Origin of the sequence: Nocardia terrae, from assembly GCF_009760405.1 — a bacterium.
GTDB classification, from domain to species: domain Bacteria; phylum Actinomycetota; class Actinomycetes; order Mycobacteriales; family Mycobacteriaceae; genus Nocardia; species Nocardia terrae.
In genome coordinates this window covers 29328-41901 of record NZ_WRPP01000003.1, presented here as the reverse complement: position 1 = coordinate 41901, position 12574 = coordinate 29328, and the positions used below count along the sequence as shown (strand labels likewise).

Here is a 12574-nt window from a genome sequence, read left to right as displayed (position 1 = left end):
CATGCCGGACATGGGGGGGCGTTTTCATGTTCAGGAGGCTGACACTCCGGAAAGGTCGCGCAGCACCGCGTGATTGCGGTCGGCGGTGGTGCCGAGCGTGTATTCGGGCAGCAGGCCGAAGTATTCGCCGCGGGAACGGGTGCTCCAGCGGCGAGCCTCCGCGGTGCGGGTCTTGTAGAAGTTCGCCATGTAGCCGCCCTCGTAGAGGCGCAGCAGGGTGTAGCCGCCCGGGTATTCCTTGGCGGCCGCCACTTCCAGGAATTCGACGTCGATGGGGAGGTCCGGGCGGGTGCGGCGGTTCCGGTGGGTGTGGCCGGAGTGGTGCAGGAACACGCCGGGGGCCGACCGGTAGATCGATTGCAGCTCTGCGGCGTTCGCGGCGTTCAGGATGAAGCTGGGGCCCGCCAGGTTGGACCAGCCGGATTCGGCGGTCACCGGGTGGTGGCCGAAAACCAGTGTGGGACGGTCCGGATCGGCGGTGAGCAGGCCGCGCAGCTCGTCGAGCTGGGACCGGTCCAAGGTGCCGCCGGGGATGTCGAGCTCGGTGGTGTCGAGGGCGATCAGGCGCAGCTCGCCGACCTCGTGGGACACCAATTGCTGTCTGGCGGAGAAGGAATCGCCCCAGCAGTCGTCGTGATCCAGGTAGGGCGTACAGCTCGCGTAGTCGGAGCCCAGATGCGGGCGGTCGTGATTACCGCGCGCGGCGAACCAGTCCCGGCCTGCCGCACCCCAGTTCGCGAGGCGGTTGTGGACGCCGCCGACCTGTTCGGGGGTGGCCTCCGCGGTGAGGTCGCCGGCCAGCAGAAGATGATCGACCGCGCGGTCGGGGCGGCGCATGTCGTCGAGCAGCGCGGCCAGCATGATCTCGGGATACGGTGCGAGACCGGGCTCTTGGCGGAAGCCAGGCGGCAGGCCCGCGGTGATGATGCCGCTGACCTCCTCGCCGAGGTGAATGTCGTTGGAGAGCGCCAGGGTTCGCAGCAGCCGGCCCGGCGGCGGCACCAGGGTGGTGAAGACGCCCAGTGATTCCGGTGTATTCGGTTGGCGCGTGGCCACATTCACCGCGGGTGCGGCCGGGATGCCGGCGGAACGGGTCTCGAATCGGTAGGCGCGGCCCGGTTCCAGTCCGGTGACCTCGGCGTAGTGGAAGGCCGTCGGCCGGGAGTCGCCGTAGACCTGGCGCAGTCCGGAGCCGTCGGCGGGACCGATCCAGACCTCGCTGTCGGCCTCGACCGGGGCGGCGTCGGGGCCGCGGGTCGTCCAGGTGAAGACCGCCGACTGTTCGGTGACCGTCACGACCTCCAGCTCGGTCACCACCAGCGAACCCGGCTGCGCGCGAGCCGGACTCGCCCACGCCACCGGCATCGCCGCCGCCGCGAGCAGGCCGAGGACCTGGCGCCGGCTCGGGCCGCAGCAACTCATCGCCGTCCTACTTCGCGTCGGTGGAGCAGACCTTCCATACGCCGTCTTCCTTGCGCAGATGCTCCGGGATGGATCGCTTGCTGTCGCTCACGCCGGGAATGGTGATGGTGCCCAGGGTGGTCGCGGTGGCGCGGTCGCCGGTGATGTTGATGCCCTGGATCTCGTCGATCTTCATCGAGATCTTGCCCTGGTCCGAACCCTTCTTCGCGGCGTCGGGGAGCGCGTCGTACTGGGCGCGATCGCTCGCGCAGGTCTTGCCCACGGCGGCCGACGCGCCGCCGGTGGACATGGCGTCGTAGAAGTCGCGTAGCGCGGTCTCGACGCGCTTGTCGTCACTGGCGCCGGAGTCCTTGCCGTTCAACGTCACCGCGGTGGCGATGCCACCCCCCACGAGTACCACGGCCACTGCGCCGAGTCCGATGGTGAGGGGAGTGCGGCGATTGCGGGTCATCGAGATCCTTCGACTCGGGCCGATCTTCGGTTCTGGAACGACGGCAGACTACAGCGATTCCGTGTCGATTGGTGGGGTGGCATTTGAACCGGGAGCCCGGGACTGTACGTTGGTTAGGCAAACCTCAGAGGCTAGGCTCGGTGAGTGGAAGGACGGTCATGACGGCGGCTCGATGGAAACTGGTGTCCGGCGCACTGGCCGCGCTCGCGGTGCTCGGCGCGACCACGGCGTGCTCGAGCTCGTCCAAGGACGACAACGAGATCCTGGTCTACAACGCGCAGCACGAATCCCTCACCAAGGAGTGGATCGACGCGTTCACCAAGGACACCGGCATCAAGGTGACCATCCGCAACGGCGGTGACACCGACCTGGGCAACCAGCTCGTGGCCGAAGGCAAGAACTCCAAGGCCGACGTCTTCCTCACCGAGAACTCCCCGGCCATGGCGCTGGTCGAGAACGCCGGCCTGTTCGCCGATGTCGACAAGGACACGCTGGCGCAGGTGCCCGAGCAGTTCCGCCCGTCCACCGGCAAGTGGACCGGAATCGCCGCGCGCTCCACCGTTTTCGTCTACAACTCCGCGAAGCTCCCCGCCGACCAGCTGCCCAAGTCGCTGCTGGATCTGCAGCAGCCGCAGTGGAAGGGCAAGTGGAGCGGCGCCGCGTCGGGCGCGGACTTCCAGGCCATCGTGGCCGCGCTGCTCGCCCAGAAGGGCGAGGACGCCACCAAGGCGTGGCTGAAGGGCATGAAGGACAACGCGGTCATCGGGCAGAACAACACGACCGTGATGAAGAACGCGAACAACGGCCAGATCGACGGCGGCGTCATCTACCACTACTACTGGTACCGCGACCAGGCCAAGACCAAGGAGAACAGCGGCAACACCCAGCTGTTCTACTTCAAGAACCAGGACCCGGGCGCCTTCGTCTCCATTTCCGGTGGCGGCGTGCTGAAGTCGAGCACCAAGCAGGCCAACGCCCAGAAGTTCCTGAACTTCATCACCTCCAAGAAGGGGCAGACGGTGCTGCAGACCGGTGACTCCATGGAGTACCCGGTGGCCTCCGACGTCGCGGCCAACCCGGCGCTGCCGCCGCTGGCCTCGCTGGACTACCCCAAGATCGACCCGAGCAAGCTGGACGCCAAGAAGGTCACGCAGCTCATGACCGAGGCGGGCCTGCTGTAACCGTGTCAGTTCGGACCGCTGTACCTGCTGCGAAGGCGTCTCCGATCCGGGCCCCTCGGCCCGGGTCGCTCGTCACGATCGCCGCCCTGCTCATGGTGGCGGCCACCTTCGTACCGCTGGGCTACATCGTGTCCACCCTGGTCTCGACCGGCTGGAACGAGACCGCGCACTTGATCTTCCGCCCGCGCGTCGGCGAATTGCTGCGCAACACCGCCGAATTGGTGGTGCTGACGGTGCCGATCTGCGTGGCGCTGGGCGTGGGCCTGGCCTGGATCATGGAACGCACCGATGTGCCGGGCGCGGCCTGGTGGGGACCGATCTTCGCTGCCCCGCTGGCGGTTCCGGCCTTCGTCAACAGCTACGGCTGGGTCAGCGCGGTCCCCTCGCTGCACGGGCTGTGGGCGGGCGTGATCGTCTCGACCGTCTCGTACTTCCCGCTGGTGTACCTACCGGCGGCGGCCACCCTGCGGCGGCTGGATCCCGCCGTGGAGGAATCGGCCCGGGCCCTGGGCTCCGGGCCGGTCGCCGTTTTCGCGCGCGTGGTGCTGCCCCAGCTGCGGCTGGCGGTTCTCGGCGGCGGACTGCTGATCTCGCTGCATCTGCTGGCCGAGTACGGCGCGTTCGCCATGATCCGGTTCGACACCTTCACCACCGCCATCTTCGAGCAGTACCAGTCGAGCTTCGCCGGTGCGGCGGGCAGCACGCTGTCGGGCGTGCTGGTGGTGCTGTGCCTGGTGCTGCTGGCCGGTGAGTCGGCGGTGCGCGGGCGGGCCCGCTACGCCCGGATCGGCGGCGGCGCGCAGCGCGGCGCGAACCGGATTCGGCTGGGCTGGGCCAAGATTCCCATGTTCGCTCTGCTGGCGGGTGCGCTGGCGGCCACACTGGGCGTGCCGCTGTGGACCATCGGACGCTGGCTGAAGCTCGGCGGTTCCGCGGTGTGGGACACCGGCGAGATCGGCCGATCCCTGGGGCAGACCCTCGGTTTGGCGGTCACGGCCGCGGTCATCACCACACTGTGCGCATTCCCGGTGGCCTGGATCGCGGTCCGCTCCACCTCGCGGTTCGCGCGAATCATCGAGGGAGCCAACTACATCACCAGCTCGCTGCCCGGCATCGTGGTCGCGCTGGCGCTGGTGACGGTGAGCATTCGCTGGCTGCCCGCGTTCTATCAGACCGCCGCGACGATTCTGGCCGCCTACACGCTGATGTTCCTGCCCCGTGCGCTGGTGAGCGTGCGGGCCGGGCTGGCGCAGGTGCCGGTGGGGCTGGAGGAGGCCTCGCAGGTGCTCGGAAAGTCGCCCGCCGCAACGTTCTTCCGGGTCACGCTGCGGTTGACCGCGCCCGCGGCGGCCGCGGCGGCCGCCATGGTGTTCGTGGCCGTGGCCACCGAGCTCACCGCGACCCTGCTGCTCGCCCCCAACGGCACCCGCACCCTCGCCATGCAGTTCTGGCAGCTGTCGGGCGAATTGGACTACGCGGCCGCCGCGCCGTACGCGCTGATCATGATCATCGCCTCGGTGCCGGTCACCTATCTGCTGTTCACCCAATCCAGGAAGGCGGCGGGACTGTGAGTCGTCTTGTCGTAGACCAGGTTTCCAAGACCTTCGGACACGCGCCGGTGCTCGACGCCATCGACCTCGACGTGGCCGACGGCAGCGCCACCGCGGTGGTCGGATCCTCCGGCTGCGGGAAGACCACGCTGCTGCGGGTGATCGCGGGATTCGAGAACCCGGACGCGGGCACGGTGTCCATCGGCGGGGAAGTCGTGACCCGGCAAGGGTTCTCGGTGCCGCCGCACCGGCGCGCCATCGGCTACGTGGCGCAGGACGGCGCGCTGTTCCCGCACCTGACCGTCGGGCAGAACATCGCCTACGGCCTCGGCGGCGGGCTGGGCGGCAAGCGCAAGCACCGGGAGCACATCGCCGAACTGCTCGAAATGGTCTCGCTCGACCCGTCTTACGCCGACCGCCGCCCCCACCAGCTCTCCGGCGGACAGCAGCAGCGCGTGGCCCTGGCCCGCGCCATGGCCCGCAAACCCAAGGTCATGCTGCTGGACGAGCCCTTCAGCGCGCTCGACACCGGACTGCGCGCCGCCACCCGGCAGGCCGTCGCCGAAACCCTGCGCGCCGCGGGCATGACCAGCATCCTGGTCACCCACGACCAGGAGGAGGCGCTGTCGTTCGCCGATCAGGTCGCGGTCATGTGCTCGGGACGCTTCACCCAGGTCGGCACGCCCGAAGAGGTGTACGCCGCTCCGGCGGACCTGTTCACGGCCGGATTCCTCGGCGACACCGTGCTGCTGGACGCCACCATCGGGACCGAGACGGCCGAGACCGTGCTGGGCCGGATCCCGGTGCAGGTGAACGCGCCGACCGGCACGGGCGCGGTCATGATGCGTCCCGAACAGCTGCTGGCCCGGTCCGTCACCGACGGGCACCCCGGCCGGGCCACCGTGCGCGCCTTGGAGTTCCGGGGCGCGGACGTCGTGCTCACCCTCGATCTCGACGGCTGTCCGGAACCGATCCAGGTGCGCCGGGTCAGTGTCGACGCGCCGGCCGTCGGCGATCGGGTCGACCTCGAAGTCCTCGGTGCGGCCGTCGCTTTCACCTCCGAGCAGTGCACGGCCGCCGGCCGGGCGTCCGGAAGCGGCGCCACCTCGACCGGCATGACCGTGCCGGACGCGGTGTCGGCGGTCTGAACGCCGGGAATGTGACTGGGCGGTCGGTAGACCACCTATATTGGCGCGGAGGCCAATTCGCCTCGGCTCGACCCGAAGGAGTCCCGGTGCGCCGCACGCTGCTCGTCACGTCCGTTCTCGCCGCCGCGTGCGCGCCGGCCCCGCTGGCGGGTGCGGAACCGCCGGCCGATCCGGCATTGCAGGTGCAGGCCGTCTACGGTCCCCGAACAATTCCCCATGGCGGGTGTCGCCGCCGATATCGGACCCTGCGGCGGGGGAGCGAAGCTCGCAACGGTGACCACCGGCACTGATGGCTCTGCCGTCTACAACGGCGCGCCCGGTTGCTACCGCGTGCAGATCAGCACCCCGACCGGCTGCGCCCTCGACAGTGACGCGGCCCTCGAGGTCAACTCCGTTCCCGGCATCACGCCGCTGGCTGCCTTCCGTTTCCGCTGCGCCTGACGCTTTCGAGGGCCGTTCCGCAGTCCGCGCGGGATGTGACCGACTCCACTTCTCAGAATTCACATAGGCAGGCCCTGTTAACCTCGGCGTCGATAGCTGCTCGTTATTGCTGTAACGCGGAAGGCGTCGCATCACCGAGGGAAGGTGACGAGATGGGCGCGAAGTTCGCGTTGGCACAGGCCCCGGGCGCGCTCGCGCCCGCGGACTTCCGCCGGTTCGCGCCGCCCGTCGAGGCGCTGGGGGCCCTGCTCGGAGCGGCGATCGCCGGACTGCTGCTGATGGCCCCCCTCGATCTCGGGTGGACCGGGGAGGGCTCGGTCCTGCAACTGGATCTGATGGTGCTGAACATGCCGCGCGCGGCCGCGGCGGGTGCGGCGTTCGCGGTGGTGTCGGCGGCCCTGGTGGTCGCCCTGGGACGGCGCAGCGCGTGGATCGCCTCGTTCGGCAGCGCGACGGTCCTGCTCATCGACCAGCTGTGGAACAAGGACGCGGCCACCACCGGCGCGCTGACCACGGTCAACTACATCGACTCCATCTTCAGCGGCATCCTGCTCGGCGCGCTCGCGGTCGCGGTATTCGGCAAACCCGTCGCGACCGGGGCCTACCTGATCGGGACCCTGTCGGCCATTCTGATCGGCGACCAGACCTCACTGCCCGACTCCGGCAAGAGCAATCCGCTCATCGAATGGGCTTCCGGCGCGACCCCGCCCGCGTGGCTGATCCTGCTCACCGCGATCGTGCTCGCGCTGGGCATCGCGATGCAGCACCCGGCTCCGGTGGCCCAGGACGAGAACACGGATCTGGCGATCGGCCCGATTCTGTCCGCGCTGGTGCTGGTCACCGCGACCGCGCTGTCGACGGAATGGTTCGTGCGGCACTCGGGGACACCCGCGCAGATCGGGGTGGCGGTCGCGATCACGATTGCCGCGGCCGTGGTGGCGGCCCTGCTGCTGCCGGGGCGGGAGGGCACGCTGGTGCTGCTGGCGGTGGCGGTGGCGAACGCGGGCAGCGCGATCGTCGCGGTGCCCCGGCCGGATTGGTCCGCGCCGGTTCCGGTGCTGGCGGTGGTGCTGGGGCTCGCGGCCGGACGACGTTGGCGCTCACCTTGGATCGCGCTGGCCGCGACCGGCGGACTCGCGGTGTTCGCGGCCCTCACCGCGGGGCCCGCACACTCGAGCGCGGTGATTCCGGTGCTCGGGGTGGCCCTCACCGGGCTGATCATCGGGTTCTGCTTCGGCGCGGCGGTACCAAGGACGGCGGGCAGCGCCGTGGTGGCGGTCGCGGTGCTGATCGTGCCGTGCCTGGTGGTGGCCTTGCGCGGCACCAGTTTCGGCCGGATCGCCTATTCACCGCGCTGGTATCGGGATCCGCAGGGCGTCACCTCGAGCATGCCGGGATGGATGGCCCTGGTCATCACGCTGGGCTGTGCGGCGGGCCTGTACGTGCTGTGGCGGCTGCGGTCCCCGCGGCGTGAGGCGGCGCGGGCGGCGCGCACGCCGCGGATCGTGCCTTTGCGCGAGACGACCCGGAAGGTCCTGCCCCAGGTCTAGTCTGGCCCCATGGCCGACAAGGCACCTGTGGACCCGACCGTCGATCTGGTGGAGCGCGCGGTGGCGCAGCTGGGCGATGTCATCGCCGCGATCACCCCGGACCAGGCGGGCCTGCCGACACCGTGCGAGAACTGGGACGTGCGTGGGCTGCTGACCCACGTCGTGGGCAAGGGCCTGCCCAACTTCGTGGTCTCCATGCGGGGCGGAACGATCGACTGGACCGCGCCGCCCGAGGAGATCGGCGAGAACTGGGACGAGAAGTTCCGGGCCCACGCCCGGGCGCTGCTCGAGGAATGGCGCGCGGCCGACCTGGACCGGTTGGTGCCGGGTAGGGGCGGGGAGGTCCCGCTGCGCAGCCGCGCCGACCAGCAGATCGCCGAATTCGTGACGCACGCCTGGGATCTCACGCGGGCGACCGGGCAGAGCCGCACTCTCGACCCGGAGCTGGCCGAACACACGCTGGCCTGGTCCAAGCCGATACTGAAGCCCGAATTCCGCGGTCCGGGAAAGCCTTTCGGGGCCGAGCTGCCGATCGCCGATGACGCGCCCGCCTACGACCGGCTGGCCGCCTGGTTCGGCCGCGATCCGCACTGGCAGCCGGCCGCCTGAGCGCCGCTACCGTCCGAAGCGGGTATCCACCCAGGACAGCGCGTCATTGAACGAGGCCTCCAGCACGCCGCGGTGGTCCACGCCCGGATAGCCCCGGTACTGCACCGGCCGCCCGCTCGCCTGCTGCTGCACGACCATGGCATCGGTCGCCAGCGCCGGGACCGTGGTGTCGGCGCGGCCCTGTAGCACCAGCAGCGGCTGGGTGAAAGGCAGTGCGGTGGGGTCGTTCTCGTTCAGTACGCGGGTCAGGCCGGAGATGTCGCCATTGCGCACGAAGACGTCCTCGGCCGTCAACCCGCCCCAGGAATCGCCCTGCCGCAACTGGCCGATGCACTGGGTGTCGGCCAGCGCCAGCATGGATTGCGCACGGGGCGTGAGGAATCGGGCCGGATCCGGATCTGCCACCGTCTGTGAGCCGCGAACGATCAATGGCAGGAACGACACCGCCCCGCCGGTGAGCGGGGTGAGCGCGCCCGCCACGCCCGCGGTGTTGGCGAGCTGGGACGCCTGCAGCCCGATGCCCTGGTGCGAGGCGGGGGCGAGCGCGACCGAGCCCAGCAGTTGCAGCTCGGGCGCCCACTGCTGGGCCTGGGAGTTGGTGAAGACGGCGGCCTGACCGCCCTGGGAGTGCCCCATCGCCACCCAGCGGGTGCCGATATCCGGGTCGACTTCCCGTGCGGCCCTGGCCATGTCGGTGACGGCGCGCTGCTCGGCCGTCCCGATCAGATAGCCGTGCGGGCCGGGGGTGCCCAGGCCCTGATAGTCGGTCTGCGCCACCGCGTACCCGGCCGCGATCCAGCGCTCCTGCACCCGGCGCACCAGTGAGGTGTAGTCGTGGGCCGGGAAATCGGGGGAGGTGTCGTGCGAGGGCGCGCACACATCGGCGACGCCGGTGGTGCCGTGCGCCCAGGAGATCAGTGGCCAGCCGCCCGCCGGCGCCGGGCCGTCGGGGACCGCGAGGGTGCCGGAGACCGCGACCGTATCGCCGTGCATGTCGACGGACCGGTAGAGGATCAGGTAGTTCCGCGCGCCCGCGAGGCCGGGATCGCCTGTGAGTGGCCGCAATTGGATGACCGAGCCGTGCGTGCCCGGCACCCGGTCGTCGGCCGCGTGGTAGAACGCCACGTCCGCGGGCTCCTCGGGCGCCACGGGTGTGGCGGCGACCGGTGCGGCCAGGTTCAGGCCCGCGATCGCGGCCGCGAGGGCCGTGGTGAATCCCCCGGTGAGCAGGCGCGAGATCTCGGACACCTGTCAGAACATACCGGCCCGTACCCATTTCACATGGAAGGCAGGGCCGTTCGCACTGCGAACGGCTTGCTCGCGGCCGATGTATGGGGCCTGCCTACAGCCGGTGTATCGGGGATCGATCGAAAACGAATAGCGGATCTATGAATTCGCCGCCGCAGGATTTCGATCGGCAAACGCCGACCCGAACCGAGCAGAATGCGAGCCCCGCCCATGTCCATCGCCTATCACATCGTCACCGTCCTGGCCGCCCTCTGGGTGGGCTTCTCCGCGGTCTCGCTGCTGCGCAAGGCCGCGTTCGTGGCCGAGCCCCTGGTCGAGTACGGCGTGCCCGAATCCTGGTGGACCTGGCTCGGACTGGCCAAGCTGGCCGGGGCCGCCGGACTGCTGGCGGGCCTGTTCTACCCGCCCTTGGGCGTCGCCGCGGCCGTCGGCATCGTGCTCTACTTCAGCGGCGCGGTGATCACCATCGTCCGTGCCAAGTCCTGGGGCCACGTCCCGTTCCCCATGCTCTACATGATCCCGGTGATCGTGGCCATGGGCCTGGAATACGCGGCCTGACCGATGTGAGACCGTCACCATTCCAACGGATCTCGTCCTGTGATGGATTCGGGGCAACGCGGTGCTCACGTTGGGCTGAGACGCGCTCGCGGTGTCCGATAGCCTCCTGCACAATCGGACACCGCGTGCACGAGTACTACCTTCGTGCCGGGGACCGCGATTCGGAATACGGATCGGTCACGATGGCACGATAAGTCAGACTTATCCGCCTCTCCGCGCCTTCAGCGGGCGGCAAAGAGTCGTCGCAGGTCTCGACCCGTGCATGCGGTCGGGTGCCGAACCGATTTCGGACGTCCCGACGAGTTACCCCGGCCGGTACCGGATCAGTTGGCGCCCTGGGCAACGAGAAGTCGTCGATGATTCGCGAATGAACAAGGCCCCGACCGTGGTTCACGGTCGGGGCCTTGTGTTGTGCCCTCGGCAGGATTCGAACCTGCGGCCTTCTGCTCCGGAGGCAGACGCTCTATCCCCTGAGCTACGAGGGCGGGGATTGGTCCCGTCCGGTCTCCCGGTCGGGCTGGGAAAGCGTATCGCATCGGCTGCGTTGCGCCAAAAAGCGACGCGGACCGGGCGTTTTGAATGCCCGGCCCGCGTCGGTTCAGGCGGCCTTGTCAGTTCATCGGCAACGGGGATGCCTTGCGGTCGGCGAGCATCTGCGTCATCAGATCCATCTCGGCCTTCTGCGTCTTGCCCATGCTCTGCGCCAGCGTGCGCACCGCGTCGGTGTCCGCGTGCTGCTCGGCGTACTCGGCCATCGCCATACCGCCCTGGTGATGGCGCAACATGAGCTGCAGGAACATGGTGTCCAGCGCCGGGCCGGTGGCCTTGCCCAGTGCGGCCAGCTCCTCTGTCGTGGCCATGCCGGGCATCACCTGGACCGGGCCGCTGTGGTCGGCGGTGCCGGTGTGGTGGTGTGCGGACATGTCGGTCATCCAGCCCATGTAGCCGTCGGTCGACATGGGCGGCTTGCCCCACTGTTCCAGCCAGCCGGCCATGCGGCCCTGCTGATTGGCCTGCGTGCTCAGGATGTCGTAGGCCAGTCGCTTCACCTCGGTATCGGTGGAACCGGCCAGGGCGACGCCGGCCATCTGGACCGCCTGCGCGTGATGGACCGACATGTCCTGTGCGAACCCGACATCCACCGCGTTCGGCGTATCACCCGAACTGTGTGTCGAATGGCCCACCAGGAGCCCGGCCACGAAACCGACCAGCAGCACCGCGATCACACCCAGCACCAGCAGCGCCGGCCGCTGGCCGCGTCCGGGTTGCCGATCGGGCTCGTCGGTCGGATCGGGTTCGGCCGCGGGATCTGGTCCCGGTTCGGAGATTTCGTTCACGAGCGGCCCCATCACTGGGTCGGAGCCGGCTGATCCGGCTGCGTCGGGGCGTCGGTGGCGGCGCCGGTCGGTGTGTCGGTGGCGGCACCGGTCGGGGCGTCGGTCGGGGCCGGGATGGACGGGATGCCGCCCGGCAGGGTCGGGCTACCACCGCCCGGCAGTCCGGCGGACGGGTCGCTCGGCAGGCCCGGGATGTTGGGCATCCCCGGCGTGCCACCGCCACCGGACTCGTTCTGCACCTTGGTCGCGCCCTTGCCGTCCATCGGCACCGCGTCGGGGCCGACCGGGCTGGGGTCGAACGGCGGCGGGTTCTTGGTGTCGAAGGTCGGGTTCGAGCAGCTGGCGCCGACTTCCGGGTACAGCTTGCTGTTCAACCGGGTGTCGTTGATGAAGCGATCCAGCCGCGAATCGTCGGCGTTCGGCAGCTTCAGCTGAAAGCCCCAGGACTGCAACGAGACCGGGGTGGACAGGCCCGGGTACGGCGACATCAGCGTGTACGGCTTGCCGGTGACCTTCTTCTTCAGGGTGTCGACCGCGGCCTGATCCAGCTTGTCCGGGTTGTAGGTGATCCACACCGCGCCGTGCTCGAGCGCGTGCACGGCATTCTCGGTGCGAATCGCCTTCGGGTACACCGTGCCCATGCAGTCGGCCCAGGAGGCGTCGTGCGGGCCGCCGAACGGCGGGGACTGGTCGTAGGCGACGCGCTGCGTCGAGGCCACGTGCAGGCCCGCGGGGTATTCCTTCTTGACGACGCCGTCGATGTAGGCCGACGGGTCCTTCATTTCTTCTTTGTGGTTGTACTTCGGCACGATCACCCAGGCGATCCCGCCGATCAGGGCGAGCACGCAGGCTACCGCCCCGATCATGAGCCACGGAATCTGGCGTTTACCGCCTAGTCCGCCGCCGCGGTTACGCGACGACCCGGCGGACTTGCCCGCGGCCTTGATGGCCTTGGCCGACTTGGCACTGGTCTTGCTCGACATGCCTGTTGTGCTCTTTTCGACGTATCGGACAATCAAACGACGCGGGCGCATCGTTTGCTGGGCGGTGCCCGGTGGTGCCCGCTCGCGGCGTTCACC

12 protein-coding genes and 1 tRNA gene are annotated in these 12574 nt (G+C 69.4%); 7 read left to right on the top strand and 6 right to left on the bottom strand.

The annotated features are described in order from the left end of the window. Positions 1–30: 30 nt before the first annotated feature. Both GPX89_RS15615 and GPX89_RS15610 read right to left on the bottom strand, forming a co-directional pair. The gene (locus GPX89_RS15615; protein ID WP_157388326.1) at positions 31–1422 is read right to left on the bottom strand and encodes a metallophosphoesterase family protein; all 1392 of its coding nucleotides are present in this window, start codon (positions 1420–1422) and stop codon (positions 31–33) included. Positions 1423–1429: 7 nt separating this feature from the next. Continuing rightward, positions 1430–1873 (bottom strand): Rv0361 family membrane protein, encoded by a 444-nt coding sequence (locus GPX89_RS15610; protein ID WP_157388325.1) that lies wholly within the window; start codon positions 1871–1873, stop codon positions 1430–1432. 158 nt (positions 1874–2031) lie between these two features. Between GPX89_RS15610 and GPX89_RS15605 the strand changes: the two genes are divergently transcribed. The 6 genes from GPX89_RS15605 to GPX89_RS15580 all read left to right on the top strand — a co-directional run bounded on the left by GPX89_RS15605 (position 2032) and on the right by GPX89_RS15580 (position 8352). After that, a complete protein-coding gene (locus tag GPX89_RS15605; RefSeq protein WP_157388324.1) occupies positions 2032–3054 on the top strand; it encodes an iron ABC transporter substrate-binding protein in 1023 nt (340 codons plus the stop codon). A gap of 92 nt (positions 3055–3146) precedes the next feature. After that, entirely contained in the window at positions 3147–4625 is a 1479-nt protein-coding gene (locus GPX89_RS15600; protein WP_157389068.1) for an ABC transporter permease, read from the top strand. After that, positions 4622–5752, top strand: coding sequence for an ABC transporter ATP-binding protein (locus GPX89_RS15595; RefSeq protein ID WP_198347515.1), 1131 nt, complete (start codon positions 4622–4624; stop codon positions 5750–5752). Before GPX89_RS15600 ends, GPX89_RS15595 begins: the two co-directional genes overlap by 4 nt. 216 nt (positions 5753–5968) lie before the next feature. After that, positions 5969–6193, top strand: a complete 225-nt coding sequence (locus tag GPX89_RS15590; protein ID WP_157388323.1) for a hypothetical protein — start codon at positions 5969–5971, stop codon at positions 6191–6193. A 152-nt stretch (positions 6194–6345) separates the two neighbouring features. Further along, on the top strand, positions 6346–7743 hold the full coding sequence (locus tag GPX89_RS15585; protein WP_157388322.1) for a hypothetical protein: 1398 nt from the start codon (positions 6346–6348) through the stop codon (positions 7741–7743). Positions 7744–7752: 9 nt separating this feature from the next. Further along, positions 7753–8352: a TIGR03086 family metal-binding protein gene (locus tag GPX89_RS15580; protein WP_157388321.1), complete on the top strand. Its 600-nt coding sequence runs from the start codon at positions 7753–7755 to the stop codon at positions 8350–8352. Positions 8353–8358: 6 nt separating this feature from the next. Here the strand turns inward: GPX89_RS15580 and GPX89_RS15575 are convergent, their stop codons facing one another. Beyond that, positions 8359–9600 (bottom strand): alpha/beta hydrolase family protein, encoded by a 1242-nt coding sequence (locus GPX89_RS15575; protein ID WP_157388320.1) that lies wholly within the window; start codon positions 9598–9600, stop codon positions 8359–8361. Between the two features lie 210 nt (positions 9601–9810). Between GPX89_RS15575 and GPX89_RS15570 the strand changes: the two genes are divergently transcribed. Beyond that, positions 9811–10158, top strand: a complete 348-nt coding sequence (locus tag GPX89_RS15570) for a DoxX family protein (RefSeq protein ID WP_157388319.1) — start codon at positions 9811–9813, stop codon at positions 10156–10158. Positions 10159–10570: 412 nt separating this feature from the next. Here GPX89_RS15570 and GPX89_RS15565 read toward each other — a convergent pair. From GPX89_RS15565 to GPX89_RS15555, 3 genes are all read right to left on the bottom strand, one after another. Beyond that, a tRNA-Arg gene (locus tag GPX89_RS15565) sits at positions 10571–10643 on the bottom strand. 126 nt (positions 10644–10769) lie between these two features. Next, positions 10770–11495: a DUF305 domain-containing protein gene (locus GPX89_RS15560; protein ID WP_328601875.1), complete on the bottom strand. Its 726-nt coding sequence runs from the start codon at positions 11493–11495 to the stop codon at positions 10770–10772. 11 nt (positions 11496–11506) lie between these two features. Beyond that, positions 11507–12478 carry a DUF3105 domain-containing protein gene (locus tag GPX89_RS15555; protein ID WP_157388317.1) on the bottom strand — a complete coding sequence of 324 codons (972 nt, stop codon included), beginning with the start codon at positions 12476–12478 and terminating at the stop codon, positions 11507–11509. Between the last annotated feature and the right edge of the window lie 96 nt (positions 12479–12574).